Consider the following 25,869-nt stretch of genomic DNA (forward strand, 5'->3'; position numbering starts at 1 on the left):
TGTCAGCGGTCTGAGGCTGCCTGTCAGGCAGCCTGAAAAATATCAATCAGGATGCGCTGGCAGCGAGTGGCGTATAGCCGTTGCGTTTCGCGCTCAGAATCCAGCTGTAAGAACCCATCACCGCAATGGCTGTCAGCAGAACATACTCCAGCGACATGGCATAAACGCCCTGAACCGCATAAATCACCACGCTAATGACATCAATGAGCACCCACAGTAACCAGTTTTCCACATACTTGCGGGTCATTAACACCATTGCGGCAATCGACAGCACCAGCATAGTAGAATCCCAGAACGGGAAAGCATCCGGCTGTAGTTCAGGCATTGCCACTGACATCCCCACGGTGTGCAACAGCGCAATCATGATCCGGGTGAGCGTCGCAAATACCGGATCAATAAACAACGTCATCAACAGGATAGCGACAATGCAGACACTGCCCAGCACCAGCGTTTGCTGCCGGGAAAGCCAGCGAACCTTCAACGCCGCCTCCTGTTCCTCATTCTGGCGACTCCACGCATACCAGCCGTAGATATTCGCCGCAAAGAAGAACACCTGAAGCAGCAAACTGGCATACAGTTGGATCTGGAAAAAGATAGCGGCAAACAGGGTGACGTTTATCAGGCCGAACAGGTAATTAATAATTTTTTCCCTGCTGGCACACCAGATACACAGTAAACCAAAAACGGTACCGATAGCCTCAATCCACGAGAGTGCGTACCCACCCTCTCCGAGAGGAATGTTGACCATTACGTTGTTAATACTGAAAAAGTCCATCATTGCTCTCCTTGCTGACTGTCGAAGTAAATGGCCTGTAGTGCCAGGGAAATCTGATGAACTTCACCCTGCTGACACCGCGTTTCTTGTTGCACATAATTGTTGATGCTGCTGTCCAGACAGCCGTTATGGGCGACAACCACATTGAGCAACGACGCCGTACGTAACCCGCGTAATGCACCGACCACCATCAGTGCGGCCGTCTCCATATCGGCGCCAAGGATACCGCGGGCGGACCATTCGGCATCCAGTTCAGCCTCGCGGTCGGTGTAAAAACTGTCGTGGCTGCGCACCAGTCCACAACTCGCGGGAATGTTCATTTGCAACGCCAACTGCATCAGCGTTGCCGTAAGTTGCGGATCCGCACATGCCGGATAGCTGGCTGGCGCATAGGTTTTACTGGTGCCATCATCCGCGACCGCGCCGTGGGCGATAATCACCTCGCCCATCGCCAGCGTATCCTGCAATGCTCCGCAACTTCCGATCCGGATCAGCGTGTCGATGCCAATCTGGCGTAACTCCTCAACCGCGATAGCGGTCGAGGGTCCGCCTATTCCCGTCGATAGCACCAGAATTTCAACGCCCTTATATTCACCACGCGCCGCGCGAAACTCCCGGTTTTGTCCCAGCATTTCGGGGTTATCAAGGAAACGGACTATCCGATCCACCCGTTCAGGATCGCCAGGCAATAGCGCATACTTTGCCCTCGTCATGCTTTTGCTTAATCGAATATGGGGTTGCATCTCTCGTCTCCTTACGCCCCAGGGCGTTTAACTCTCCGCCTCCTGCTTCAGTTTTTCAGGAGCCAGCAGAACAATACGATCCCCATCGCTATCAATAATTTTCAATGATTTAAGATCGTGCAAAATACGGTTAATACTGCGTGTAGTTGCTGCAAATTCCTGACTCAGATTTTGTTTATCCAACAAAATAGACGTCGATTTATTGTGTTGATATCGCAGCCATAATGCCTGGCATACCCGCTGGTGCAGTGAATATAAATTGTCGCTACTGGCCTTTTTCGACAGCTGATAATATTGCTGACTAAAGAAGCGCAACATTCGCTGGTTGAAATGATTATCCAGAGCCAGCCAGTGACTAAAATGTTCCTGCGACAGACTTAGCAGCTGGACATGATCCACAGCCACCACCGAGCAGATGTAATGCCGCGACTCAAATATCTCCAGCTCTCCCAGCATGTCACCTTTGCAGTAATGCGCCTGTCGATAACGACGACCATCTTCAGCCTCGTAAAAGACATCCACTTCACCTGATACAATCAGTGAAAACTGTCGACAGACCTCACCCTGACGACAAATCAGCGCGCCGCATGGGATATCGTCAAAACGCCAGCGCTGCATGACCTCCAGCGGGCAGTATTTGAGGAGTTCATACAACAGAGGGTCATGTACAACCTGAGTTAACCCGATAAGCCAGTCGCCTGAAAAATCTGCTTTTTTCATTGTGTCCATGTTATCTCTCTCCACTGACGGAAAGACAGGACCGCTGTCCCGCCTCTCAGGAATACACCCGACGAAAGTGCTGTCTGTCTCCCGATTCAATACACCCGATGAGACATCTGTCCTGCGCTGGCGAAGAGTATATGTCTGACGCCCAGAGGAATGATAAAGTGGCGGGCAACCTTTGAGACATGAGAACGTAATAATGGCAAAAACCGCAGCAGCACTGCATATCCTGGTTAAAGAAGAGAAACTGGCACAGGATCTTCTGGAACAGATTAAAAACGGCGCCGACTTCGGCAAACTGGCGAAGAAACACTCTATCTGCCCGTCAGGCAAAAGAGGCGGTGACTTAGGCGAATTCCGTCAGGGCCAGATGGTTCCGGCGTTCGATAAAGTGGTCTTTTCCTGCCCGGTGCTGGAGCCTACCGGCCCGCTGCACACCCAGTTCGGTTACCACATCATTAAAGTGCTGTACCGTAACTAAGCAAAAGCCCAGAGCGTTCAGACTCTGGGCTTTTTTTGCCGGATGACGGCGTAAACGCCTTATCCGGCCTACAAAAAAATGACCGTTTCGTAGGCCGGATAAGCGTAGCGCCATCCGGCAATTCTTGTCAGGCCTTAACCCGCAACAGCAATGCGCTTCATATCCGTCATATACCCACGCAGTTTCTTACCTACCTGCTCGATAGCATGGCTGCGGATGGCTTCGTTCACATCACGCAACTGCGCGTTATCCACCGCGCCTTCGGCGATCGCTTTACCCAAATCGCCTGCCTGCAGCGTGGTCATGAACTCTTTGAGCAGCGGTACGCAAGCGTAAGAGAACAGGTAGTTACCGTATTCTGCGGTATCAGAAATGACCACGTTCATTTCGTACAGACGCTTACGCGCGATGGTGTTCGCAATCAGCGGCAGCTCGTGCAGTGATTCGTAGTACGCAGATTCTTCAATGATGCCGGAATCCACCATCGTTTCAAACGCCAGCTCAACGCCCGCTTTCACCATGGCGATCATCAGTACGCCTTTATCGAAGTACTCCTGCTCGCCGATTTTTCCGTCAAACTGCGGGGCGGTTTCAAACGCGGTTTTACCGGTCTCTTCACGCCAGGTCAGCAGTTTCTTATCGTCGTTGGCCCAGTCCGCCATCATGCCGGAAGAGAACTCACCGGAGATGATGTCGTCCATATGTTTCTGGAACAGCGGTGCCATAATCGCTTTCAGCTGTTCGGAGAGTGCGTAAGCGCGCAGTTTCGCCGGGTTGGACAGGCGGTCCATCATCAGCGTGATACCGCCCTGCTTCAGCGCTTCGGTGATGGTTTCCCAGCCGAACTGAATCAGTTTTTCGGCATAGGCCGGATCGGTGCCTTCTTCCACCAGCTTATCGAAGCACAACAGAGAACCGGCCTGCAGCATACCGCACAGAATGGTCTGCTCGCCCATCAGGTCCGATTTCACTTCCGCAACGAAAGAGGATTCCAGTACACCCGCACGATGACCACCGGTCGCCGCAGCCCAGGCTTTCGCAATCGCCATGCCTTCGCCTTTCGGATCGTTTTCCGGGTGAACCGCGATAAGCGTCGGCACGCCGAAACCACGTTTGTACTCTTCACGCACTTCGGTACCCGGACACTTCGGCGCTACCATCACCACGGTGATGTCTTTACGGATCTGCTCGCCCACTTCAACAATGTTGAAGCCGTGAGAGTAACCCAGCGCCGCGCCGTCTTTCATCAGCGGCTGTACAGAGCGCACCACGTCGGAGTGCTGTTTGTCTGGCGTCAGGTTAACCACCAGATCCGCCTGCGGGATCAGCTCCTCGTAAGTGCCCACTTTGAAGCCGTTTTCCGTCGCTTTACGCCAGGACGCGCGCTTCTCAGCAATCGCCTCTTTACGCAGCGCATAGGAGATATCCAGCCCGGAATCACGCATGTTCAGGCCCTGGTTCAGGCCCTGCGCGCCACAGCCGACGATGACCACTTTTTTACCCTGAAGGTAGCTTGCGCCATCGGCAAATTCGTCGCGGCCCATAAAGCGACATTTACCCAGTTGCGCCAGTTGCTGACGCAAATTCAGTGTGTTGAAGTAGTTAGCCATGGTGATTCCTCGTGATGTTGTACTGTCTTATTGTTCGGTTCGCGTTTTGCGAGATTGAAACCACCTTACAACAGGAAATTTATTGCGGAAATTGATATATTCACAACGTCACGTTGCAATATTTGCAATGTCAAAAGGTGGAGTGGAGTCCGTGGATTTACGCGATCTGAAAATGTTCCTGCATCTGGCGGAAAGCCGCCACTTTGGCCGCAGCGCGCGGGCCATGCACGTCAGCCCTTCGACGTTATCACGGCAGATCCAACGCCTTGAGGAAGACCTCGGCCAACCGCTGTTTGTCCGCGATAACCGCACGGTCACGCTGACCGAAGCGGGTGAAGAGCTGCGAACGTTTGCCCAACAGACGCTATTGCAGTATCAGCAGCTGCGCCACACCCTCGATCAGCAAGGCCCGTCGTTGTCGGGAGAATTGCATATCTTCTGTTCGGTTACCGCAGCCTATAGCCATCTGCCACCGATCCTCGACAGATTTCGCGCTGAACATCCCTCGGTAGAAATAAAGCTCACCACCGGCGACGCCGCCGATGCAATGGAAAAGGTAGTGACCGGCGAAGCGGATCTGGCGATTGCCGGAAAGCCGGAGACACTGCCCGGCGCGGTGGCGTTTTCGATGCTGGAAAATCTGGCAGTGGTGCTTATTGCCCCGGCGCTGCCCTGCCCGGTACGCAATCAGGTGTCGGTGGAGAAACCCGACTGGTCTACAGTGCCCTTCATCATGGCCGATCAGGGACCGGTGCGCCGCCGCATTGAACTGTGGTTCCGTCGCCATAAAATCAGCAATCCGCAAATTTACGCTACCGTGGGCGGTCATGAAGCGATGGTGTCGATGGTCGCGCTTGGCTGCGGCGTGGCGTTGTTGCCCGAAGTGGTACTGGAAAACAGCCCCGAACCGGTGCGCAATCGCGTGATGATTCTGGAACGTAGCGATGAGAAAACGCCGTTTGAGCTGGGCGTCTGCGCACCGAAAAAGCGGCTGCATGAGCCGCTCATCGATGCATTCTGGAAAATTGTCCTCGAGAGGAAAATCGACGAAGGCCGGTAACGGTTACAGATCCGCCGGGTCTATTTGCTTCAGGGTTTCTACCTGCATTAACCATTGGTACAGCGGTTCCAGTTGGCGGAAACCGTCAGCCAGCAGCGTCACCAGATCGGCGCGGAAGAGTTTTTCCACATCAGTATCCGTTGCCATTGCCGCAAAGGATTTACGGTGATACCAGTCGGAAATCGTCGGATCAAGATCCTTTACCAGCAGTCGCTTATAGCGCTCCCCCACCAGCTCAAACGGCGCCCGACAACAGTCAGCCACTTCCAGAAACTGCGTGGGCCGCTGTTTCAGCGTATGACGAAACAGATCCATCGTCGGCTTACTGGCGCTGTAATAACCCAGTCCGTAACGCAATGTATCCGGGCTGATTTCAAAAAAATACGCGGGGGCATCGGTCCAGTTCCTGGCTGAACGTTTGAAGGTCAGCCACATCCGGCTGCGGTAAAGCGATTTGTCATGGGAAAAACGGGTATCACGGTGAATACGCGATAGCGTTTTGCCGATAGCGGAACGGGTTTCCAGTAGCGAATCAATCTCTGACATCACCGGCGCTAAGTCATCCACCAGTGCCCGAAACGGCGTGAGTATGCTGCGATCGTAAATAAAACGGTGCTCCTCGAACCACGTTTTATCGTTTTCAATTTTTACCTGCTGAAGAAACGTCAGCCCTTCCTGTGCAAATCCCTGAAAGCGTCCAGCCATCTGCTTGCCTCGCTTAACGATGTCTATTACCTCCCTCATAACTATCCAGAAAATCCTCAAATAGCAACCTGAAATCATGCCCCTCAGGCAGGAGATTAATTGGTATCAAAGGAACCAGGGCTGAGCGCGCGTCACAGGTAAAATCGTCACTAAAGAAACAGTACCTTACGAGAGGGTGAGACGATGCAAAAACCGAAAAAGCTGTTCAATAATACCGATAATATCCGCAGTGAAATCCTGCAGGGGCTGGAGTACGTCGGGATGGGAAAAATTCACACCTTGCCGGAGTACTGCGCAGTTTATCGCACCATGCCGCAGGATGAGCAGGTAGTGATTGTCAGCGGCGGTGGCAGCGGCCACGAGCCGACATTTGCTGGATTTGTTGGCGAAGGTGGTATCGATGCCTGCGCGCTGGGCGAGGTCTTTACCTCGCCCTCTCCCGACCAGATTATCGAAGCCAGCCGCGCCGTCCATCAGGGCAACGGCGTGCTTTTCCTCTACGGCAACTATTCAGGTGATGGCATGAACTTTGACATCGCCGCTGAAATTCTGGCGGAAGAGGGCATTGAGTGCCGTACTGTTCGCGCCACTGATGATATCGCCTCTGCGCCGCCAGAAAGAATATCCGACCGTAGAGGTGTCGGTGGGCTGGCGTTTTTGTACAAACTGGCAGGGGCGGCGGCGCAGTTTGAGCACTACTCGTTGCCTGCGCTGGAAGCGCTGGCGCAGAAAGCCAACCACAATACACGTACTCTCGGTGTGGCGCTCAGCGGCTGTGCGCTACCTCAGTCCGACACGTTTAACTTTACGCTGGCGGATAACGAGATCGAGCTGGGTATCGGCATTCATGGTGAACCGGGATTGTGCCGTATTCCCATGCCACATACTGATGAACTGGTCGAGATGATGATCGCACGGTTGTGCGCCGACCTGCCCTTCACCCGCGGCGATAAGATTTGTATCAGCGTCAATAATCTGGGCTCCTTAAGCAACACCGAACTGATGGTGATAACCCGTAAGGTTGGTATGGCGCTGAATGAGCGAGGTATCACAACCTATGACGTACAGGTTGGCCACTTCTGTACCTCACTGGAGATGTCCGGTTTTTCGCTCAGTATGCTGCGTCTGGATGACGAAATGCAGCGACTGTACGACTATCCCATCAACACCCCTGGCTGGAGAAAATAAGATGAATACCACACAATTTATCGCCTGCCTGCGACACGTATCAGAAGGCATGATCGCCAGCGAGCCTCGCTTGACCACGCTCGATCAGGCAATTGGCGACGGCGATCACGGCATTGGTATCAAGCGCGGCTTCACAGCCCTGCATAAGCAACTCGCATCTCCAGATTTTTCTCCAACGGATATCGGGGAATGCCTGCTGAAAAGTGGCACACGACTGATGACCAGTATGGGTGGCGCTTCCGGTGCCATCTTCGGCACCTTGTTCCGCGCGGGAGGGAAAGAATTAACGGGTTGTGTTGAGTTTGACACCGCCACGTTGGCAAAGTGGCTGAACGCGGGTAGTAACGCTATCCATCAGCGTGGTGGTGCGAAGCCAGGGGATAAAACCATGGTCGATGCTCTGGCTGCTGCATCAGAACAGGCTGAAATCGACATTGCCCTGCCGCTACCGCAAGCGTTATCACACTGCGCCCAGGCAGCGATGGCAGGTGCAGAGAGCACTTCCGCAATGGTCGCACGTTTTGGTCGCGCAAAAAATCTCGGCGAGCGGTCCATTGGTCATTGCGATCCTGGCGCTGTGTCGATGGCGTTGATTCTGCAGTTTATGGCCGAATTCGCCAATTAGTCTGGTTAACAGAAAACAAAAAACCGGCGCTGTATGCCGGTTTTTAAGGTTGTTTCTGGAGACGCATTAGTCAAAACCAAAACCTTCAGCAAACAATATCTTCAGCTTCTCCATCGCTTCTTCTTCATCGCTACCGCTGCAAATGATCTCCAGCGAACCTTTTCCTTTGATCCCCGCCCCCAGGATGCTCATGATACTTTTCCCCTTAATGGTTTTGCCGTCGTAGATCATCTCAATCCGTGATTGATACTGAGCACAGGCTTTAGCCAGAACGCCTGCCGGGCGCGCGTGAATACCGTGCTGATTACTGATCCTCACAACCTCTTTCAACATAGTAGCAATTCCTTTTTCACCGCCCGTCAGCCGGGCAAATAGCCTGAACAAAGTTAAAATAACCCTGTATCAAAAGCTGGGCGACCATCGCGCCCGGGTCGACAAACGATCGGGAACGCTCACCGTGGATAGCCGCACGACCATGCTTAGCCACCATCGTGGTGGTCTGCTGCACGCCCTGCTGCGCCAACCACAACGCTTCTCGTGCCTGTTTCAGTGGCGCAGCAGGTGAACGCAGCGCTGCCAGCGCCGGAACCATACCGTCAAGAAAAGTCTTTTCGCCCGGCTGCGCCTTACCACGCTGCTGTACGCCGTCAAACCAGGCCTGAAATAACACGCCAGCGTCTGACAGAGTCAGGGTCTCTCGCCCCTTTAGCACTTTGCCCACCTGCATCAGGCCAGAGGCCATCAGCGTGCCCATCGTAGAGGGCACCGCTGACGCCATTGCCTTGCCCACCTTATAAAAAAAGCGCCCCAAATCGCACTCGTCACTCTGCTGCGCACAGGCATACGCCGCCGCAAAACCATCGCTCATGGTCAGCCCCAGATCTCCGTCGCCGACCACGCTATCCAGTTCTGTCAGCACCTGTTTGTTACTCTGCATCACGTGGGCCCACTCGGCAAAAAGCGGGCGCAGGCTCTCAGCATCTAACACCATCTCGCCCCCTTAAGCCGATAACTGCCGGAACATCGGCGTATCGGCTTCGGCATTCAGTAGCGACTTCAGCTCGTCATCCACCGGCATTAGACTAATGGACATCCCGGCCATCTCCATTGCCGTAGCAAACTCACCAACCCAGACTCGGAAGACACGAATATTGCTCTGTGCCAGAATCTGATGCACATGGCGGTACATCAGATACAGCTCTTCCAGCGGCGTCGCGCCAAGACCGTTAATCAGGACCGCCACTTCATCACCCTGCTGGCAAGGCGAATCGGTCAGCAACCAGGACATCATCTCTTCGGCAACCTTCCCGGCGCTCAGTAGCGGTCCACGACGGATCCCACTTTCACCGTGAATACCCATACCGATTTCCATCTCATTGTCGCCAATGTGAAAACCCGGTTTACCTATTCGCGGGACGATACATGGCGACAGCGCCACGCCTAGCGTACGCACGCGATCCCCGGCTTTTTGGGCGATACGCTGTACCGTATCGAGGTCATCCATTCTGGCCGCCGCCGCCCCTGCGCATTTGTAGACAAAGAAAATCCCTGCCACACCGCGTCGCGTTATCACCCCTTCGCTGCCCGACGTCGCACCAGCCGAGTCGTCAGCAGCGACCACGGTACGGGTACGAATATCGCTCTCCATGTCGGCCATTTCCGCCGCGATGTCAAAATTAAAAATATCGCCATTGTAGTTGCCGTAAAGGTAAAGCACGCCCGCGCCGCTATCCACCGCCTGAGTGACGGCCAGAATCTGCTCCGGTGAGGGTGACTGGAACACATCGCCAATCGCGCAACCGTCCAGCATCCCCCGACCGACATACCCCAGAAACAACGGCAAGTGTCCGGAACCTCCACCGGTGATGATGCCGACCTTTCCCGGTACCGGGCGCGCGGTCACCAGACAGTGCCGATCGTCATTAACGAAACCAAAGCGATCAGGGTGCGCCAGATAAATACCTTCCAGCATCTCCGGAATAAAATCCTCTGCCTGATTGATAAATTTTTTCATGCGTTCTCTCCATGAATTTCCCGCCCGGCGGGCGGGGACGTCATTAGCGGACAAATTTAATCTGTGACGGGTACGCCCAGCGCTGCAACTCTTCCGCAGCGAAGGACTCCGGCTCTTTACCCCCGTTAATAACCAGCGCGTGGTAATAAATCTGCGCCATCTCTTCGAGGTAGGCAGATTTCAGCACGGCCTCATAGGGATCTTTGTCCACGCCAATAGCGCCATGTTTTTCCATCAGAATAGCGTCGGCACGTTTAATCGGTTCAATCACACTGGTCGACAATGCGGGCGTGCCCGGGCGACCATATGGCGCCACAGGGATCATCCCATCTTTCAGATTGAGGATTGCACATTCATACACCACTGCCGGGATAGGCTTATTCAGCACGGCAAATGAGGTAGCATAGAGGGAGTGTGTATGGGAAATGGCGAAAATGTCTGGTCGCGCCTTATAGATCTCAATATGCATCAGACATTCACTGGTTGGGCGTAAACCGGCTTCACTTTCAATCACATTCGCCTCAACGTCCATCACGACAATATCTCTGGGGGTTAGCTGCATTTTATCGAGGGTAGTCGGGGTCACCAGAATAAGCCCTGAGTCTTTATCTCTTACGCTGGAATTACCCGCTTTATGTTTACATAATCCCCACTGTTGAGCGGTTCTGGCCATTTCAACGACGTGTTTTTTCTGAATCTCTAACATAATATTTATCCTGTGTCAGATGGTAAGGGCGAGCGCTATCGCGACAACCATTGCCGTGATATATCGCTGCAGCGAGAAACTGCAGCAGAGTTTTAATATTTAATGATGGTGGACTAATTCATTAATTAGCGCATATTCATCCAACGCACGGCGAATAACATTTCCGCCATCATAGAACTCAAGAAATTCATTTAATTGCGCAAGCGCCTTAAGGTGCTTTTGCGGATTATGGGTGGCGAGGACGATGATAATATCGGCCTGCATATAATCGGCAATAGCAATCTTATAGGGCAGGCGTAATAGCGCCATGCCGGTATCCAGCGCGCCATCATCAACGCCTGCGTGGGCAATAATTACCCCGTCGGCCAGCATGATCCAGGGTTGCTCCTCGGTAATTTTGCGCAGCATGATCTGCACGTAGCGTGACTCAATCACTCCAGAGCGCAACAAAGATTCCGAAGCAAGAGTTATTGCCATCTGCCAGGAGTCGGGTAGTTCAGCGACAAACTGGACGTGTTCTTTCGTGAGCAAATCGGTCAGCGACGGCGTTGGTGGCTCCATGCTGCCTACCGCGTTGGCGGTGTTATTCTCATCGTAGATATAGCTGGCAAGCGCCCTCTGCAGTCCTTTGTGATCGATGATGTTGCCAAAGCGCTCGAAAATCAGCAGTAGCTGTTCAATCTGGATAATGTTTGGGTCTACGCCCTGTAGCGCACTGATCACGTGGTTGCGAAAGGCGCTTTTATGGATGTTGCTGATGGATGGATTTACCACAAAAACGATTTTGCTGGTATTCAGATGAGTGGTGGAGAAGACCACATCATAATGCCCGGTGTAGCGCTCAAACTCGCGTCGGGACAACACATGGGTAAAGTGCAGTTCCGGGAACAGTACCTGCAACGTCAAAAACAGATAAGTTGAGATGGTCGCGCTATTTTCACACATCACCACCGCTGTTTTCTGTAAATTAATTTGGTGGATAACACCTTCACGCGTCAGCCAACCACCAAACAGCACCGTCAGAAAAGCCATCTCCTCATCGGGAATGACGCAGTGTAATAGCTTCTCAAACGGAACTGCCGCACGGCGCACCATCTCGTGCAGATGGCTAAATTCTTTTACGACCAGATCATAAACACTGCTGGTATTAGGCAAATGATAACGGATGCGATAATAGGCAGGCTTCCAGTGCTGATAGATTTTTTCAATGAGTTCATTTTTCTCTTTAATCGTGACACAGCTTATTTTTTCAAAGCTATCAACCACTGCAACTACACTTTCCAGCAAGATAGTATCAAGATGAAAGTATTTATCGGCGATACTCTGAATATTAGAGCTTTGGATCAATGCTGTAAGAAAAATAAGTTCATTATCACTGTTAATATTTATTTTACTAACAACACTTTGCATCAGGGTAAATTCTCTGCTGCGAATGATATCAGCATAACTGCCTGGAATTGTGACCAGGTGCTTACCGGATTTAATTCGGTGTAGGACAAAACTGATAAAATAGATCAATTCCTGAAGTTGACGATCGGTAAATTGAATTTTAAATCGTTTCTCAATTTCACTAAAAATTTGCCCCACCTTTTCCAGATGCTCACTCATCACATTGTTGTATTGCGCAATGATATTTTTCGCGACTGGAATTTCCAGCACCCGACGCAGGCAGTTCAGCAGAAGATAGCGTTTCTCCAGTTCCTCACCAAGAATATGGTAACCATTACCCCGGTCATAGCTAATCTCCAGACTGTGCGTCATCACCTCCAGGCGCACCTTTTTCAGGTCAGTAATGATGGTGTTCTGACTCACCCCCAGCGATGAAGAGAGATGCAGTAGCGACAGTCTTTCGCTACGCGTCAGCAGCATGAAAATGATCATTTGCCCGCGTTCCTCTTCTGAAAAGAGATAACGATGATCGGTTTGCGCGGTCTGATTCTGTCGAAAATGCTCAATCACATGGCGCGGGATATGCAACTTCCCGGTTTTCAGACGATTGATACGATCAAAATGGTTTGATTCCAGATAGTCATTCACCTTCTTCAACGTATAGCTTAATTGTTTTCGCGTCAGGCGAAACTGCTCTTCAAGTTTCGTCCCCGTAATGCCGGGCTCGTTCACGATGGCGTCCAGAACCGCTACGACGCGTTTATCCATAGCCATATCGACTCTCCTGAGATGAGAAAGTCCGGCAACGGATTTTGCCGCCGGACAGGGAGATAAAATCCCGTGTTACGCTTGTTGAATCTTCTCCTGCTGCTCGGCTTCCTGCTGCGCCAGGCTGCTTTCACGGCGTAATTCGCGGGAGTAGAAGAAGTAGCCGCATCCCCACCAGATGGCGAAAATCAGCGGAACAAGGTTGCCTTCAAGGAATTTAAACAAGAAAGAAAAGGCGTAGGTAAAGACCGGTGCATCAATTGAGCTGTTTGAAATAAGTTGACCCGCCGGAATAGTAATCGCCTTTGTTGCTTGTCCCAGTTCGGTGATCATTGGGGCGAACTGCGTCCCGACAAACAAGAAGAACGGTACGCCAATAATACTCAGGATCACCATGCGCAAGGTATTACCCCTCGTCACCAGATAGGCCGGGACGATCAGGGAAATGTTGATAATACCGGCGAAGGGTAAAATCTTATTGCCGGGCAGAATTAACGCCCAGATGAGTGTGAAAGGAATGGCAACAATAATGGCGAACCAGATTTCACTGGCCCCTCCCATAAACGGCCAGTCAATTCCGACAAACAACTTACGCCCAGAGAATTTCTTGTTCATGTAATCACTGATCGCTTCTGAGATCGGTGACAGCGCTTGCATAAAGAGCTTAGAAATCATCGGGAACAGTACAAGTGCCGTGGCAGCCTGGACGCCCAGCGTCAGCGTTTTCGCTACACTGTAGCCCGCAATAATCCCGAACAAGATCCCCAGAATAAAACCGATAATGTGGTTTTCCGCGAACACCCCTACTTTGGTGCGCAGTGCCGTGGCGTCCATAGGTTTATTACATACCGGGATTTTACGCAGCAACAGATCGAACGGATAGTAAATCGCGCCAAAGAACACCATACGGTGAGTACAGGTCACTCCGGGTATACCCGTTAGTTTTTCTATACGGTGTTGGTGAATGTCCCCGGCGTTAAGTTCAACGATAATCTGGAAGGCGGCAATGAGGAATGCTAATGCCAGGCTCCAGGCAGCGCCGAACAGCGGGGTGGTGACGCTGACGACGATAAAGGCGGTGAAAATTTTTCCCCAGACGTTCCAGAGATCCGCGTTAAACGTATTGGTCTTGTTCAGCATCAGCATCACAATGTTCACGCCAACCTGAAGCGGGAACATGGCGAAAGCGTAAGGCCAGGCCCAGGAAATATTCGCCATCGTCGTCCAGCCGCCATCAACGATACTCAGTTCCAGACCAGTACGATTCATCATTGTTTGTGCGGCAACGCCGATAGCATCGACCATAAAACCGATCAGCATACTCATTCCCACAAACGCCACGCCCAGCGTAATCGCTGCCGAAGCAGCATCACGGAATTTCATCCGTACCACCAACCCGGCTAACAGCATAATAAAGGGCACAAAAACCGGCGCACCTAAATTCAGAATGTAATTTATGACTACACCAAGAAAGTCCATAGCACTTCCCCACTAAAAATAATTATACGGATTAAAGAGCTACGCCTTATTTACAGGCATCTATGATCTTTTGTAATTCTTGCTCCATACCCATACCGGTCAAAAATGCAATACCGTTAATCACGGGGATAGGATATTGTTTATCGACTTTAGTAATAGCGATATAAGCAGCACTATCTTTGATATGGCTCTCGAGAGATTTAAGATCAACAACTTCAACTTTAATGTGCGACTGATTGCGTTCATTCAATAAGCGCATCACTTTACTGGCAACTGTCTGTGAGGTCGCAACGCCGCTTCCACATGCAACAATGACTTTTTTCATCTCATAAATCCTTATTTAATTGCAGTCTTGATGTGAGAGTACAGAGAAAGGTCTCTACATCGTCTATTTCACATAGCGCCTGGACGACCTCTTCATCAGCAAGGCAATCCATCAACTTTTGCAGCGCAGTCAAGTGACTGCTGTGGTCAATAAAACCCAGAAGGACAATAAATTGAATATAGAGCGTGTTATCGTCATTCCCCATTTCCTGCCAGGCGATGGGGTGCGATAAACGTGTCACAGAGATAAAGGGATGAAGAATATGTTGCGGGTCAGTATGAGGGAGCGCAATAGCCACTGGCGACGTAGGTAGACCTGTAGGATACAATTGCTCGCGCGTAAGAATGGCGTCAAGGAAAGAGTCGCGGACGTAACCTTTCTCTTTCAACAATAAAAATATAGAAGAAAAAAAATCAGTGGCATTACTGTAATGCTTATTGAGAAACGTGAGTTGAGGCATAAAATATTCACATTCCTGCTCATTCTCATTCACTATATCCGTTTTCATCCGAATATCCTCTCTAACTGCTAAAAATTAACTGAGGACAATATTAATTCAGGAACGATGGTTAAGCGATGAGTATTGCCCCCAAAAGATGAGCTAAGTCTGGCGCAACATGGTGAGCTTTTTATTATGAATTACATCACATTTTTATGGTAGAGATTCATTAACAACAAAAATATTCAACGCAGAAGGTAAAGGGAGGGGAAAAATAAATGGCGAGGGATAACCACTCAGGTTATCCCTCGTTCTGCAGCACTTAACCCGCGAGGAAAAAGCGGAATGCCGGGTTATTTGTTTCGTCGTGACACTCATAACCCAGTTCTTGCAGTCGCGTTTCGAAATCCGGTTCGTGCTCGCCCAGTTCAAACGCAGCCAGTACACGACCATAATCCGTGCCGTGACTGCGGTAATGGAATAATGAGATATTCCAGTGGGTGCCCAGCGTATGCAAAAACTTGAGCAGCGCGCCTGGAGATTCCGGAAACTCGAAGCTGAATAAGCGCTCCTGTAGCGGCTTAGAGGGACGCCCACCAACCATGTAGCGCACGTGCAGTTTCGCCATTTCGTCATCGGAGAGATCGACCACGCTATAGCCGCCGTCGCGCAGCAGATTCAGGATCTCGGTGCGTTCTTCCATGCCCCTGCTCAGCCGAACGCCGACAAAAATGCAGGCGTTCTTATCATCGGCAAAGCGATAGTTAAACTCGGTAACCGAGCGACCGCCCAGCAACTGGCAAAACTTCAGGAAGCTACCTTTTTCTTCCGGAATGGTTACCGCCAGTAGCGCTTCGCGCTGTTCACCCAGTTCGCAACGCTCAGAAACATAGCGCAGGCCGTGGAAATTGACGTTAGCGCCGGAAAGGATATGCGCCAGACGTTCGCCGCGAATGTTGTGCTGGGCAACGTACTTTTTCATTCCCGCCAGCGCCAGCGCGCCGGAAGGCTCTGCCACTGCGCGCACATCTTCAAACAGGTCTTTCATCGCCGCGCAAATCGCATCGCTATCCACGGTGATGATGTCGTCGAGATATTCCTGACACAGACGAAAGGTTTCATCCCCAATGCGCTTCACCGCAACGCCTTCTGCAAACAGGCCGACGCGGGGAAGATCGACCGGATGACCCGCCTCCAGCGCCGCTTTCAGACAGGCGGAGTCTTCCGCCTCCACCGCAATGACTTTGATTTGCGGCATCAGCTGTTTGATCAGTACCGCGACGCCCGCCGCCAGACCGCCGCCGCCAACCGGCACAAACACGCGATCGAGATGAGCATCCTGTTGGAGCAATTCCAGCGCCAGCGTCCCCTGACCGGCGATCACCATTGGATGATCGAACGGTGGAACCCAGGTAAAACCCTGCTGCTGCGACAGTTCAATCGCTTTCGCTTTTGCTTCATCAAAGTTTGCACCATGCAGCAGCACTTCGCCGCCGAAACCACGAACGGCATCGACTTTGATATCCGCCGTCGCAACAGGCATCACGATCAGTGCCTTTACACCCAGACGAGCGGAAGAGAACGCCACGCCCTGGGCATGGTTGCCCGCAGACGCGGTGATCACCCCGTGAGCTTTTTGCGCCTCGGTCAGCCCCGCCATCATCGCGTAAGCACCGCGAAGCTTGAAGCTGTGAACCGGCTGTCGGTCTTCACGCTTCACAAGAATCACGTTATCAAGGCGCGACGAAAGCTTTTCCATTTTTTGCAGCGGTGTCACCTGCGCTGCTTCGTATACCGGCGCACGGAGCACCGCGCGCAGATATTCTGCCCCTTCCGGGGCAGCTGACAGAGGTTGTGATTCGGCCATCATCAGCCTCCCAGTTTCGATTTATCGCGTACCGCGCCTTTATCGGCGCTAGTCGCCAGGCTGGCATAGGCGCGCAGCGCAAACGACACCTGGCGCTGACGATTTTTCGGTGTCCAGGCTTTGTCGCCGCGTGCTTCCTGCGCTTCACGACGCGCAGCAATTTCCGCATCGCTCAACTGCAGCTGAATGCCACGGTTTGGAATATCAATAGCAATCATGTCGCCGTCTTCAATGATCGCAATATTACCGCCGCTGGCCGCTTCCGGTGAAACGTGACCAATGGAGAGGCCGGAGGTGCCGCCAGAGAAACGACCGTCGGTGACCAGCGCACACGCTTTGCCGAGGCCCATCGATTTAAGGAAAGTCGTCGGGTAGAGCATTTCCTGCATCCCCGGCCCGCCTTTTGGCCCTTCGTAGCGGATTACGACCACGTCGCCTGCCACCACTTTGCCGCCGAGGATCGCGTCAACCGCCTCATCCTGGCTTTCATACACTTTGGCCGGGCCAGTGAATTTCAGAATGCTGTCATCCACGCCGGCAGTTTTGACAATGCAGCCATTTTCCGCGAAGTTACCGTAAAGTACCGCCAGGCCACCGTCTTTGCTGTAAGCATGTTCCAGCGAGCGGATACAGCCTTCGGCGCGATCGTCATCCAGCGAGTCCCAGCGGCAATCCTGTGAGAACGCTTCTGTGGTGCGAATACCCGCCGGACCCGCGCGGAACATCTGCTTCACGGCATCATCTTGCGTCACCGTGATGTCGTACTGCTCAAGGGTTTGCGGCAGCGTCAGCCCCAACACGTTTTTCACGTCCCGGTTCAACAGGCTCGCACGATCCAGTTCGCCCAGAATCCCCAACACGCCGCCCGCACGGTGAACATCTTCCATGTGGTATTTCTGCGTACTCGGCGCCACTTTGCACAGCTGCGGCACTTTACGGGAAAGCTTGTCGATATCACTCATCGTGAAGTCGATCTCCGCTTCCTGCGCCGCTGCCAGCAGGTGCAGAACAGTATTGGTGGAGCCGCCCATCGCGATATCCAGCGTCATCGCATTTTCAAACGCCGCCTTGCAGGCAATATTGCGCGGTAGCGCAGAGGCGTCATCCTGCTCGTAATAACGTTTGGTCAGTTCAACAATGCGTTTACCGGCATTGAGGAACAACTGCTTACGGTCGGCATGGGTCGCCAGCAGCGAGCCGTTACCCGGCTGCGACAGGCCCAGCGCTTCGGTCAGGCAGTTCATCGAGTTCGCGGTAAACATCCCGGAACAGGAGCCGCAGGTCGGGCAGGCAGAGCGTTCAACCTGATTGCTCTGATCGTCAGAGACTTTCGGGTCCGCTCCCTGAATCATGGCATCAACCAGATCGAGCTTGATAATTTTGTCAGAAAGCTTGGTTTTCCCGGCCTCCATCGGACCACCGGAAACAAAGATCACCGGAATGTTCAGGCGCAGAGAGGCCATCAGCATCCCCGGGGTGATTTTGTCGCAGTTGGAAATACAGACCATTGCATCGGCGCAATGGGCATTCACCATGTACTCCACCGAATCAGCGATCAGTTCGCGCGACGGCAGTGAATAAAGCATGCCCCCGTGGCCCATGGCGATACCATCATCCACTGCAATGGTGTTGAACTCTTTAGCCACGCCGCCTGATGCTTCAATCTGTTCAGCGACCAGTTTACCGAGATCGCGCAAATGCACGTGCCCTGGCACAAACTGGGTGAATGAGTTCACGACGGCAATGATCGGTTTGCCGAAATCGGCATCGGTCATTCCGGTTGCGCGCCACAGCGCGCGGGCTCCTGCCATATTGCGGCCATGAGTAGTGGTGGCGGAACGGTACTTAGGCATGCGTTATTTACTCCTGGTGTCTGTCTGTAAAACGGGACGGTGCGTGCCGTCCCATTTTTCTTTAATTATGAATTAACCTGATCCAACCAGCCCCATTTGTCCTCGGTTTCGCCAGTAAACAGACCGAAGAAAGCTTGCTGGACACGTTTGGTGACAGGTCCACAACGGCCTTCGCCTACCTGGATGCCGTCAACGCTGCGAACCGGGGTGATTTCCGCCGCTGTACCGGACATGAACACTTCATCCGCCAGATACAGGGATTCGCGGGACAGAACCTGCTCGCGGACTTCAATACCCAGTTCTTTCGCCAGTTTGATGATAGCGTCACGGGTGATCCCCGGCAGCGCGGAAGAGGTAAATGGCGGGGTAAACAGCACACCGTCTTTCACCTCAAACAGGTTTTCACCGGCGCCTTCAGAAATGTAGCCATTCACATCCAGCGCGATGCCTTCCTGATAGCCATGACGACGTGCTTCGCTACCTACCAGCAGTGATGAGAGGTAGTTCCCCCCCGCTTTTGCCGCAGTCGGGATTGTGTTTGGCGCGGCACGGTTCCACGAGGAAACCATCGCATCGATCCCTTGTTCCAGCGCTTCGGCACCCAGGTACGCACCCCACGGGAACGCGGCGATAATGACGTCAGTGGTGTATCCCGGAGGTGGATTCACGCCCATCCCCACATCGCCAACAAACACCAATGGACGAATATAGGCGCTGGTCAGGTTGTTTTTACGGATCACCTCACGGCAGGCTTCCATCAGCTCATCCACACTCTGGGAGACCGGGAAACGATAAATTTTGGCTGAATCATGCAGGCGCTGCATATGTTCGCGATGACGGAACACCACCGGGCCTTTGTGCGAGTCATAGCAACGGATGCCTTCAAATACAGACGTACCGTAGTGCAGCGCGTGGGACATCACGTGAACTTTCGCCTCTTCCCAACGAACCATCTCGCCATTGAACCAAATGTAATCAGCTTTTTTCGTCGTCATTTCTTCTTCCTGTTGCGCTTACGCGCGGATTTGTTGTGATGTGGTTGTGCTCTGGCAGATGGCAACATGTGCCACATCGACCAGCTTACTTAACTGACTAAACAGTAAGTCGACCGACAGCGGACTGGCAACGGTCAATTCAATATTTATATTCTGCGCGTCCCGAGCGGAGCCCATATTCATGGCGCACACCTGAAAACCACGATGGCGTACCACACGTAATACGCGTTCCAGTGTTTCCGGATTAAAGCGAGCTTCTACGGCGACCTGATGTTGCATCATGATAATTTCTCCAGCATTTCAGAATTGCTGGCGCCGGGCGGCACCAGTGGCCAGACATTCTCAAGTTCGTCGATTGAGACATGAAGCAGGTATGGCCCGTCGCTGTTCAGCAGGGTATCGAGTGCCGCTTCAACCTGGTCTTTTCGGGTGATGTGTTGGCCAGGGATGCCGAAGGCGCTGGCTAACGTGAGGAAATCGGGGTTATCGGTCAGGGTGGTTTCGCTATATCGTTCCTGGAAAAACAGCTGCTGCCATTGTCGAACCATACCTAACCGTTGGTTATCCAGTAAGACTATCTTCAACGGTAACTGCTTACGTTTTACGGTGCCCAGCTCCTGAACATTCATCATGAAGGAGCCGTCACCGGAGATACAGATAACGGTGTCGTCCGGTCGCGCAACCTGCGCCCCAACGGCAGCCGGTAAACCAAAGCCCATCGTACCTAAACCGCTGGAGGTGATGAAATTCTCCGGGCGAGTGTACGTCATATGTTGCGCGGACCACATCTGATGCTGACCGACATCTGTCGTCACCACACAGTTGGCTGGTTTACGATCCGACAGCTGTTTCAACAGCAGCGGCGCATAGATGGCTTCCCCTGGATGATCGTAGCGCCAGGTGTGGTCAGTACGCAGTTCCGCATTACGCTGACGCCATTCATTGATGTTGAGCGTCTGTTGCAGAGCTGGCAGCAACGCATTCAAATCGCCCTGCAAGGTGACATGCGCCCGGCGCAGTTTGTTCAGTTCAGCCGGGTCGATATCCATATGAATCACACTGGCGTGCGGCGCGAAGGTATCCAGTTTGCCGGTCACCCGGTCATCAAAACGAGCGCCTACCGCAATCAGCAAATCACACTCCTGCACGGCGAAGTTCGCGGCTTTGGTGCCATGCATGCCCAGCATCCCCTGATAGTAGGGATAGTCCGCCTCGACAGCACCCAATCCTTTCAGCGTACAGGCAACCGGCATTTGCGTTACCGCAATAAACTCGCGCAGCGCTGGAACCGCCTGCGCCATCCCGACACCGCCCCCCACGTACAGCATCGGTTTTTGCGCCAGGGCCAGCATTTTTCGCGCCCGCTCAACGTCGGTGTGAGGGAAAACGGCCGCGTTTTCGACAGTCGTGAAGTACGGCTCCAACTCCCCTCGGGCTAGTTGGATATCTTTTGGGATATCCACCAGAACCGGGCCGGGACGACCAGAGTTAGCGACTTCAAACGCCTCAGCCATGATGCGCGGCAGCTCTTCCAGCGACTGCACCAGAAAACTGTGCTTGGTACAGGCCAGGGACAGCCCCAATACGTCCACTTCCTGAAACGCATCGGTACCGATAAGCGGCGCAGCAACCTGCCCGGTGATCGCCACAACAGGGACCGAATCTAACAGTGCATCTGCAAGTCCGGTGATCAGGTTGGTTGCCCCGGGACCAGAGGTGGCAATGCAGACTCCGGTTTTACCGGTAGAACGGGCATAACCGATGGCAGCGATCGCCGCTCCCTGTTCGTGTCGGCACAGCAGGTGTTCCACGCCACCGTCGTACAACGCATCGTAGACCGGCATAATTGCGCCACCGGGATAGCCGAATACTGTCTCGACACCCTGTGCACGCAACGCATGTACCACCCACTGTGCTCCATTCATAGTTAGTTCCCCGTCGTAAATCTTAAGAAACAGAATTTTATGCTGTTATTCATTTTCTGTTCCTCTGTTGTGTTTTTAAGGTCAAAAAAAACCCCCGGACCTTTCGGTGCGGGGGTCTTAGTTCGTTAAGGCTTGATTTTTAAGCCTTTCCTCGTCCAAGTGCAGCCCCGCACGATGGGATAATAATCACCACCACGCTAATCACGACCAGGCTAATCACTCGTAGAAGGGCTGTCATTTTTGTCTATTCTTGCATCTTGTTCGAAGGAATACCTAAAGAGTTACCATAGATTTCGCCAATAGCACAAGATTTTTTTCTTTTCATTTTTCTGACTCAGCTAACAGATTAGCGAAAACCCATTGTTTTTTATGAAAAAACCAGGAATTGAAAAAATTTCACTTCCAGGGCGGAAGTAAACCACTTTTTCAAAACGCCAGAGAAGGGGGAAAACTGACTGTGAGCCCCCTTCCAGTAAAACAGAAAGCTCAGACAAATTGCATCAAAAGTGCGGAAACCACAGCGAATAAACGCCATTCTGCAATGATATTGCAGAGAAGAGTTCAGACATAATAGTGGCACCTGGAGGGATTATGTCACTGTCAATTGTTCATACACGCGCTGCGCTGGGGGTGAATGCGCCGGCGATTACCATCGAAGTACATATCAGTAACGGTCTGCCCGGTTTAACACTGGTGGGGTTACCAGAAACAACCGTCAAAGAGGCGCGCGACCGGGTACGCAGCGCGATCATTAATAGCGGATATGACTTTCCCGCAAAGAAAATCACCATCAATCTTGCCCCTGCCGATCTTCCTAAAGAGGGCGGGCGATATGATTTACCTATTGCTGTGGCGCTTCTGGTTGCCTCTGAGCAGCTTACAACACATAAACTCAACCAATATGAGTTAGTGGGTGAATTAGCGCTTACAGGCGCATTACGCGGCGTTCCCGGCGCCATATCCAGTGCAACCGAAGCGATACGAGCGGGAAGAGGCATTATCGTGGCAAAAGAGAATGAAGAAGAGGTTGGACTGATTGATGGCGAGGGATGTCTGATTGCCGATCATTTACAAGACGTCTGTGCATTCCTGGAAGGAAAGCATGATCTTAGCCATCCCGGAGTTAGCGACGGGATGAGCTGCGCGTCATCTGACGATCTCAGCGATGTTATTGGTCAGGAGCAAGGAAAGCGCAGCCTTGAGATCACCGCCGCAGGCGGGCATAACCTGCTGTTAGTTGGCCCACCGGGTACAGGGAAAACGATGCTTGCCAGCCGCCTTAATGGCCTGTTACCGGCGTTGAGTAATGAGGAGGCCCTGGAAAGCGCCGCCATCCTCAGCCTGGTCAACTCAACCAGCGTGCAAAAACTGTGGAAGCAGCGACCTTTTCGCGCGCCGCACCACAGCGCATCCCTGACCGCGATGGTAGGTGGCGGTTCCATCCCCGTTCCCGGCGAAATTTCGTTGGCACACAACGGCATACTGTTTCTTGATGAATTGCCTGAGTTTGAACGACGGACATTAGATGCCCTACGTGAACCCATAGAGTCTGGCCAGATCCACCTTTCACGTACGCGCGCTAAGATCACCTATCCTGCGCGCTTTCAACTGGTGGCTGCAATGAATCCCAGTCCCACAGGACACTATCAGGGTAACCATAACCGGAGTACACCAGAACAGACATTACGTTATCTCAGTCGGCTCTCAGGTCCCTTTCTGGACCGCTTTGATCTTTCTCTCGAAATCCCTTTGCCACCGCCAGGGATACTCAGCCAGCCCGGTGTAAAAGGAGAAAACAGCCTTACGGTTAAACAGCGGGTCATTGTCGCGCAGGAACGTCAGCATAAACGCCAGGGCAAACTGAATGCGCTCCTGCAAAACAGGGAGATACGCGAACACTGTTCGTTATCGGATGAAGATGCTCTGTGGCTTGAGGAGACCCTCATCCATCTTGGGTTGTCCATACGGGCCTGGCAGCGTTTATTAAAGGTCTCAAGGACCATTGCCGACCTTGCGCAAGCCGAACATATTTCGCGGCGACACTTGCAGGAAGCGGTCAGCTACCGGGCGATAGATCGACTGCTTGCTCACTTGCAGAAACAACTGACATAAAAAAAGGGCCTGGGCCCTTTTTTTTACTAGTCATCAGACTCTGTGTAATCCTCAGCACCTTCCATCTGCGGTTTACCGCCGGACAGGGTGTGGAAACGTTTTGGACGCTTGATACGCGTCATGTATTTAGACCAGACACGTTCCGCTTCGGTCACTGGCTCACGTTCACCACGACATACCGCAACAAAGAGCCTCTCTTCTTCGGTAACCGGCTCACGTTTGCCCAGATCCAGCTCATTGAAGGCATAACCATGACGTTCAAGCAGTTGCGCCTCTTTGATGGTGAAATCACCATGACGAGAGAAACCGCGTGGATAATATTTATTGTCGAAATATCGATTAGTCGTCGTAAAGCTTTCCGCCATCCTGCACGCTCCTAATTCTTTTGGCCGAGCTATTTATGGCGCGGAGTATTAGTTACGCTTGACAGAGTGTAAAACAAAACATTTAAATCATAACGACAAATAATTTTGCGGAGAGCACTGTGGATACGGAATTGTTAAAAACTTTCCTGGAAGTTAGCCGAACGCGCCACTTTGGCCGGGCTGCGGAAGCGCTCTACCTGACTCAGTCGGCGGTTAGCTTTCGTATCAGACAGTTGGAAAACCAACTCGGTGTGAATCTTTTTACCCGTCACAGAAATAATATCCGCTTAACGGCGGCCGGCGAGAAGCTTCTGCCTTATGCAGAAACGCTGATGAATACATGGCAGGCGGCACGTAAAGAGGTCGCCCATACATCAAGGCATAATGAGTTTTCAATCGGTGCCAGTGCGTCGCTGTGGGAGTGTATGCTTAACGGCTGGTTAGGGCGCTTGTACCAGTCACAAGAGCCCCAGAACGGTCTGCAATTCGAGGCGCGCATCGCACAGCGTCAGTCACTGGTAAAACAGTTACATGAACGCCAGCTTGATCTGCTTATCACCACAGAAGCCCCAAAAATGGATGAATTTAGCAGCCAGTTACTGGGGTATTTCACCCTGGCGTTATATTGCACCAGCCCCTCGACGATGAAAGAGGCGCTTAATTATCTGCGTCTGGAGTGGGGGCCGGATTTTCAACAGAATGAAGTGGGATTAATAGCCGCCGATGAAATTCCGGTACTTACCACCAGTTCTGCTGAACTGGCCAGACAGCAACTTCACGCTCTGAATGGTTGCACCTGGTTACCCACGCGTTGGGCCAAAGAAAAAGGCGAGTTGCATACCGTTGCAGACAGCGCAACACTTTCGCGTCCGTTGTACGCTATTTGGCTGCAAAATAGCGATAAACATGCGCTGATCAAAGATCTTCTAAAGGTAGAGGTACTGGAAGAGTAAGTGTAAATGACGTTGGCAAGGATGCCATTAAAGGAAGAGATCGGTATCTGGAGGCGCGTTCTATAGATAAAAAAAATCCTTAGCAAATGCTAAGGATTATTTTCTGGCAGGGGCGGAGAGACTCGAACTCCCAACACCCGGTTTTGGAGACCGGTGCTCTACCAATTGAACTACGCCCCTAATTAGGGTGGCGGAACGGACGGGACTCGAACCCGCGACCCCCTGCGTGACAGGCAGGTATTCTAACCAACTGAACTACCGCTCCACCGAATTTTTCTACAACCACTGATTTTTACACCAGTTTACTGCTTAATTTGATGCCTGGCAGTTCCCTACTCTCACATGGGGAGACCCCACACTACCATCGGCGCTACGGCGTTTCACTTCTGAGTTCGGCATGGGGTCAGGTGGGACCACCGCGCTACAGCCGCCAGGCAAATTCTGTTTTATCACCCCGTTTCCTCGAAGTGACATAATCTGTTATCAAGCTGAACTGAAAATTCTCTCAAATCCGCCAAAACAGCTTCGGCGTTGTAAGGTTAAGCCTCACGGTTCATTAGTACCGGTTAGCTCAACGCATCGCTGCGCTTACACACCCGGCCTATCAACGTCGTCGTCTTCAACGTTCCTTCAGGACCCTTTAAGGGTCAGGGAGAACTCATCTCGGGGCAAGTTTCGTGCTTAGATGCTTTCAGCACTTATCTTTTCCGCATTTAGCTACCGGGCAGTGCCATTGGCATGACAACCCGAACACCAGTGATGCGTCCAC

Annotated in this window: 27 protein-coding genes, 2 tRNA genes and 2 rRNA genes; 6 read left to right on the plus strand and 25 right to left on the minus strand. The window is 52.3% G+C overall.

The window, feature by feature from the left end; all coding sequences use genetic code 11:
* Window positions 1–46 precede the first annotated feature (46 nt).
* The 3 genes from pnuC to ACERJC_RS23355 are packed head-to-tail and all read right to left on the minus strand — an operon-like array spanning window position 47 to window position 2,247.
* The gene (gene pnuC / locus ACERJC_RS23345; RefSeq protein ID WP_152406227.1) at window positions 47–775 is read right to left on the minus strand and encodes a nicotinamide riboside transporter PnuC; all 729 of its coding nucleotides are present in this window, start codon (window positions 773–775) and stop codon (window positions 47–49) included.
* On the minus strand, window positions 775–1,518 hold the full coding sequence (locus tag ACERJC_RS23350) for a nucleoside phosphorylase (protein WP_373672576.1): 744 nt from the start codon (window positions 1,516–1,518) through the stop codon (window positions 775–777). Before ACERJC_RS23350 ends, pnuC begins: the two co-directional genes overlap by 1 nt.
* Before the next feature lie 27 nt (window positions 1,519–1,545).
* Window positions 1,546–2,247, minus strand: a complete 702-nt coding sequence (locus ACERJC_RS23355) for a Crp/Fnr family transcriptional regulator (RefSeq protein ID WP_373672577.1) — start codon at window positions 2,245–2,247, stop codon at window positions 1,546–1,548.
* 193 nt (window positions 2,248–2,440) lie between these two features.
* Between ACERJC_RS23355 and ppiC the strand changes: the two genes are divergently transcribed.
* Window positions 2,441–2,722 (plus strand): peptidylprolyl isomerase PpiC, encoded by a 282-nt coding sequence (gene ppiC, locus ACERJC_RS23360; RefSeq protein WP_006812396.1) that lies wholly within the window; start codon window positions 2,441–2,443, stop codon window positions 2,720–2,722.
* Between the two features lie 134 nt (window positions 2,723–2,856).
* On the opposite strand, the gene ilvC is transcribed toward ppiC, so the two are convergent.
* Window positions 2,857–4,332 carry a ketol-acid reductoisomerase gene (gene ilvC / locus ACERJC_RS23365; protein WP_152400902.1) on the minus strand — a complete coding sequence of 492 codons (1,476 nt, stop codon included), beginning with the start codon at window positions 4,330–4,332 and terminating at the stop codon, window positions 2,857–2,859.
* A 127-nt stretch (window positions 4,333–4,459) separates the two neighbouring features.
* Here ilvC and ilvY point away from each other — a divergent pair, with 127 nt between their 5' ends.
* Entirely contained in the window at window positions 4,460–5,392 is a 933-nt protein-coding gene (ilvY, locus tag ACERJC_RS23370; RefSeq protein ID WP_178825299.1) for an HTH-type transcriptional activator IlvY, read from the plus strand.
* A gap of 3 nt (window positions 5,393–5,395) precedes the next feature.
* On the opposite strand, the gene ACERJC_RS23375 is transcribed toward ilvY, so the two are convergent.
* Complete coding sequence (locus tag ACERJC_RS23375; RefSeq protein WP_373672578.1) at window positions 5,396–6,097, minus strand: DUF2461 domain-containing protein; 702 nt, start codon at window positions 6,095–6,097, stop codon at window positions 5,396–5,398.
* Between the two features lie 183 nt (window positions 6,098–6,280).
* Here ACERJC_RS23375 and ACERJC_RS23380 point away from each other — a divergent pair, with 183 nt between their 5' ends.
* Together ACERJC_RS23380 and dhaL are read left to right on the plus strand one after the other, a co-directional pair.
* On the plus strand, window positions 6,281–7,285 hold the full coding sequence (locus ACERJC_RS23380) for a dihydroxyacetone kinase subunit DhaK (RefSeq protein ID WP_152400898.1): 1,005 nt from the start codon (window positions 6,281–6,283) through the stop codon (window positions 7,283–7,285).
* A gap of 1 nt (window position 7,286) precedes the next feature.
* A complete protein-coding gene (dhaL, locus tag ACERJC_RS23385; protein ID WP_373672579.1) occupies window positions 7,287–7,910 on the plus strand; it encodes a dihydroxyacetone kinase subunit DhaL in 624 nt (207 codons plus the stop codon).
* Window positions 7,911–7,976: 66 nt separating this feature from the next.
* Here dhaL and ACERJC_RS23390 read toward each other — a convergent pair whose 3' ends face one another.
* From ACERJC_RS23390 to ilvL, 15 genes are all read right to left on the minus strand, one after another.
* A complete protein-coding gene (locus ACERJC_RS23390; protein ID WP_178823790.1) occupies window positions 7,977–8,243 on the minus strand; it encodes an HPr family phosphocarrier protein in 267 nt (88 codons plus the stop codon).
* A gap of 16 nt (window positions 8,244–8,259) precedes the next feature.
* Window positions 8,260–8,901 (minus strand): dihydroxyacetone kinase family protein, encoded by a 642-nt coding sequence (locus ACERJC_RS23395; RefSeq protein WP_373672580.1) that lies wholly within the window; start codon window positions 8,899–8,901, stop codon window positions 8,260–8,262.
* A 9-nt stretch (window positions 8,902–8,910) separates the two neighbouring features.
* Window positions 8,911–9,924 (minus strand): dihydroxyacetone kinase subunit DhaK, encoded by a 1,014-nt coding sequence (locus ACERJC_RS23400; protein ID WP_371896419.1) that lies wholly within the window; start codon window positions 9,922–9,924, stop codon window positions 8,911–8,913.
* Between the two features lie 43 nt (window positions 9,925–9,967).
* Window positions 9,968–10,630: a class II aldolase/adducin family protein gene (locus ACERJC_RS23405; protein ID WP_373672581.1), complete on the minus strand. Its 663-nt coding sequence runs from the start codon at window positions 10,628–10,630 to the stop codon at window positions 9,968–9,970.
* A gap of 99 nt (window positions 10,631–10,729) precedes the next feature.
* Entirely contained in the window at window positions 10,730–12,793 is a 2,064-nt protein-coding gene (locus tag ACERJC_RS23410) for a BglG family transcription antiterminator (protein ID WP_178823781.1), read from the minus strand.
* Window positions 12,794–12,862: 69 nt separating this feature from the next.
* A complete protein-coding gene (locus ACERJC_RS23415; RefSeq protein ID WP_152400884.1) occupies window positions 12,863–14,266 on the minus strand; it encodes a PTS galactitol transporter subunit IIC in 1,404 nt (467 codons plus the stop codon).
* A gap of 46 nt (window positions 14,267–14,312) precedes the next feature.
* Complete coding sequence (locus ACERJC_RS23420; protein ID WP_178823779.1) at window positions 14,313–14,591, minus strand: PTS sugar transporter subunit IIB; 279 nt, start codon at window positions 14,589–14,591, stop codon at window positions 14,313–14,315.
* Window position 14,592: 1 nt separating this feature from the next.
* Window positions 14,593–15,099, minus strand: coding sequence for a PTS sugar transporter subunit IIA (locus ACERJC_RS23425; protein ID WP_178823776.1), 507 nt, complete (start codon window positions 15,097–15,099; stop codon window positions 14,593–14,595).
* Between the two features lie 253 nt (window positions 15,100–15,352).
* The gene (gene ilvA, locus ACERJC_RS23430; protein ID WP_052747013.1) at window positions 15,353–16,897 is read right to left on the minus strand and encodes a threonine ammonia-lyase, biosynthetic; all 1,545 of its coding nucleotides are present in this window, start codon (window positions 16,895–16,897) and stop codon (window positions 15,353–15,355) included.
* A gap of 2 nt (window positions 16,898–16,899) precedes the next feature.
* The gene (ilvD, locus tag ACERJC_RS23435; protein ID WP_373672582.1) at window positions 16,900–18,750 is read right to left on the minus strand and encodes a dihydroxy-acid dehydratase; all 1,851 of its coding nucleotides are present in this window, start codon (window positions 18,748–18,750) and stop codon (window positions 16,900–16,902) included.
* Window positions 18,751–18,815: 65 nt separating this feature from the next.
* A complete protein-coding gene (ilvE, locus tag ACERJC_RS23440; RefSeq protein WP_373672583.1) occupies window positions 18,816–19,745 on the minus strand; it encodes a branched-chain-amino-acid transaminase in 930 nt (309 codons plus the stop codon).
* An 18-nt stretch (window positions 19,746–19,763) separates the two neighbouring features.
* Window positions 19,764–20,027 (minus strand): acetolactate synthase 2 small subunit, encoded by a 264-nt coding sequence (ilvM, locus tag ACERJC_RS23445; protein WP_046492904.1) that lies wholly within the window; start codon window positions 20,025–20,027, stop codon window positions 19,764–19,766.
* Window positions 20,024–21,670 (minus strand): acetolactate synthase 2 catalytic subunit, encoded by a 1,647-nt coding sequence (gene ilvG / locus ACERJC_RS23450; RefSeq protein WP_373672584.1) that lies wholly within the window; start codon window positions 21,668–21,670, stop codon window positions 20,024–20,026. The genes ilvM and ilvG overlap by 4 nt, the downstream gene beginning before the upstream one ends.
* 2 nt (window positions 21,671–21,672) lie before the next feature.
* On the minus strand, window positions 21,673–21,723 hold the full coding sequence (gene ilvX / locus ACERJC_RS23455) for a peptide IlvX (protein ID WP_193388322.1): 51 nt from the start codon (window positions 21,721–21,723) through the stop codon (window positions 21,673–21,675).
* Window positions 21,724–21,809: 86 nt separating this feature from the next.
* Complete coding sequence (gene ilvL, locus ACERJC_RS23460; RefSeq protein WP_042326053.1) at window positions 21,810–21,908, minus strand: ilv operon leader peptide; 99 nt, start codon at window positions 21,906–21,908, stop codon at window positions 21,810–21,812.
* A gap of 353 nt (window positions 21,909–22,261) precedes the next feature.
* Here ilvL and ACERJC_RS23465 point away from each other — a divergent pair, with 353 nt between their 5' ends.
* The gene (locus ACERJC_RS23465) at window positions 22,262–23,782 is read left to right on the plus strand and encodes a YifB family Mg chelatase-like AAA ATPase (RefSeq protein WP_373672585.1); all 1,521 of its coding nucleotides are present in this window, start codon (window positions 22,262–22,264) and stop codon (window positions 23,780–23,782) included.
* Window positions 23,783–23,808: 26 nt separating this feature from the next.
* Here ACERJC_RS23465 and maoP read toward each other — a convergent pair whose 3' ends face one another.
* Complete coding sequence (gene maoP, locus ACERJC_RS23470) at window positions 23,809–24,147, minus strand: macrodomain Ori organization protein MaoP (protein WP_012131115.1); 339 nt, start codon at window positions 24,145–24,147, stop codon at window positions 23,809–23,811.
* Between the two features lie 119 nt (window positions 24,148–24,266).
* Here maoP and hdfR point away from each other — a divergent pair, with 119 nt between their 5' ends.
* Window positions 24,267–25,100, plus strand: coding sequence for an HTH-type transcriptional regulator HdfR (gene hdfR / locus ACERJC_RS23475; RefSeq protein ID WP_152400871.1), 834 nt, complete (start codon window positions 24,267–24,269; stop codon window positions 25,098–25,100).
* A gap of 104 nt (window positions 25,101–25,204) precedes the next feature.
* Here hdfR and ACERJC_RS23480 read toward each other — a convergent pair.
* From ACERJC_RS23480 to ACERJC_RS23495, 4 genes are all read right to left on the minus strand, one after another.
* Window positions 25,205–25,280, minus strand: a tRNA-Trp gene (locus ACERJC_RS23480).
* Window positions 25,281–25,288: 8 nt separating this feature from the next.
* Window positions 25,289–25,365, minus strand: a tRNA-Asp gene (locus ACERJC_RS23485).
* A 54-nt stretch (window positions 25,366–25,419) separates the two neighbouring features.
* A 5S ribosomal RNA gene (gene rrf / locus ACERJC_RS23490) occupies window positions 25,420–25,535 on the minus strand.
* Between the two features lie 100 nt (window positions 25,536–25,635).
* Window positions 25,636–25,869: ribosomal RNA gene (locus tag ACERJC_RS23495) — 23S ribosomal RNA — on the minus strand; the annotation flags it as partial.

The organism is Citrobacter telavivensis (genome assembly GCF_041807075.1).
GTDB lineage: Bacteria > Pseudomonadota > Gammaproteobacteria > Enterobacterales > Enterobacteriaceae > Citrobacter_A > Citrobacter_A telavivensis.

What these genes read in the sequence shown, in the direction of transcription:
- ilvM (WP_046492904.1), bottom strand. Translation starts at nt 20,027, where the DNA reads ATGATGCAACATCAGGTCGCCGTAGAAGCTCGCTTTAATCCGGAAACA.
- ACERJC_RS23400 (WP_371896419.1), bottom strand. Translation starts at nt 9,924, where the DNA reads ATGAAAAAATTTATCAATCAGGCAGAGGATTTTATTCCGGAGATGCTG.
- ilvA (WP_052747013.1), bottom strand. Translation starts at nt 16,897, where the DNA reads ATGGCCGAATCACAACCTCTGTCAGCTGCCCCGGAAGGGGCAGAATAT.
- ACERJC_RS23405 (WP_373672581.1), bottom strand. Translation starts at nt 10,630, where the DNA reads ATGTTAGAGATTCAGAAAAAACACGTCGTTGAAATGGCCAGAACCGCT.
- ilvL (WP_042326053.1), bottom strand. Translation starts at nt 21,908, where the DNA reads ATGACAGCCCTTCTACGAGTGATTAGCCTGGTCGTGATTAGCGTGGTG.
- ACERJC_RS23415 (WP_152400884.1), bottom strand. Translation starts at nt 14,266, where the DNA reads ATGGACTTTCTTGGTGTAGTCATAAATTACATTCTGAATTTAGGTGCG.
- maoP (WP_012131115.1), bottom strand. Translation starts at nt 24,147, where the DNA reads ATGGCGGAAAGCTTTACGACGACTAATCGATATTTCGACAATAAATAT.
- ilvC (WP_152400902.1), bottom strand. Translation starts at nt 4,332, where the DNA reads ATGGCTAACTACTTCAACACACTGAATTTGCGTCAGCAACTGGCGCAA.
- ilvD (WP_373672582.1), bottom strand. Translation starts at nt 18,750, where the DNA reads ATGCCTAAGTACCGTTCCGCCACCACTACTCATGGCCGCAATATGGCA.
- ACERJC_RS23420 (WP_178823779.1), bottom strand. Translation starts at nt 14,591, where the DNA reads ATGAAAAAAGTCATTGTTGCATGTGGAAGCGGCGTTGCGACCTCACAG.
- ACERJC_RS23390 (WP_178823790.1), bottom strand. Translation starts at nt 8,243, where the DNA reads ATGTTGAAAGAGGTTGTGAGGATCAGTAATCAGCACGGTATTCACGCG.
- ACERJC_RS23355 (WP_373672577.1), bottom strand. Translation starts at nt 2,247, where the DNA reads ATGGACACAATGAAAAAAGCAGATTTTTCAGGCGACTGGCTTATCGGG.
- ppiC (WP_006812396.1), top strand. Translation starts at nt 2,441, where the DNA reads ATGGCAAAAACCGCAGCAGCACTGCATATCCTGGTTAAAGAAGAGAAA.
- pnuC (WP_152406227.1), bottom strand. Translation starts at nt 775, where the DNA reads ATGGACTTTTTCAGTATTAACAACGTAATGGTCAACATTCCTCTCGGA.
- ACERJC_RS23380 (WP_152400898.1), top strand. Translation starts at nt 6,281, where the DNA reads ATGCAAAAACCGAAAAAGCTGTTCAATAATACCGATAATATCCGCAGT.
- ACERJC_RS23465 (WP_373672585.1), top strand. Translation starts at nt 22,262, where the DNA reads ATGTCACTGTCAATTGTTCATACACGCGCTGCGCTGGGGGTGAATGCG.
- dhaL (WP_373672579.1), top strand. Translation starts at nt 7,287, where the DNA reads ATGAATACCACACAATTTATCGCCTGCCTGCGACACGTATCAGAAGGC.
- ACERJC_RS23350 (WP_373672576.1), bottom strand. Translation starts at nt 1,518, where the DNA reads ATGCAACCCCATATTCGATTAAGCAAAAGCATGACGAGGGCAAAGTAT.
- ACERJC_RS23375 (WP_373672578.1), bottom strand. Translation starts at nt 6,097, where the DNA reads ATGGCTGGACGCTTTCAGGGATTTGCACAGGAAGGGCTGACGTTTCTT.
- ACERJC_RS23425 (WP_178823776.1), bottom strand. Translation starts at nt 15,099, where the DNA reads ATGAAAACGGATATAGTGAATGAGAATGAGCAGGAATGTGAATATTTT.
- ilvG (WP_373672584.1), bottom strand. Translation starts at nt 21,670, where the DNA reads ATGAATGGAGCACAGTGGGTGGTACATGCGTTGCGTGCACAGGGTGTC.
- ACERJC_RS23395 (WP_373672580.1), bottom strand. Translation starts at nt 8,901, where the DNA reads ATGGTGTTAGATGCTGAGAGCCTGCGCCCGCTTTTTGCCGAGTGGGCC.
- ilvY (WP_178825299.1), top strand. Translation starts at nt 4,460, where the DNA reads ATGTCAAAAGGTGGAGTGGAGTCCGTGGATTTACGCGATCTGAAAATG.
- ACERJC_RS23410 (WP_178823781.1), bottom strand. Translation starts at nt 12,793, where the DNA reads ATGGCTATGGATAAACGCGTCGTAGCGGTTCTGGACGCCATCGTGAAC.
- ilvE (WP_373672583.1), bottom strand. Translation starts at nt 19,745, where the DNA reads ATGACGACGAAAAAAGCTGATTACATTTGGTTCAATGGCGAGATGGTT.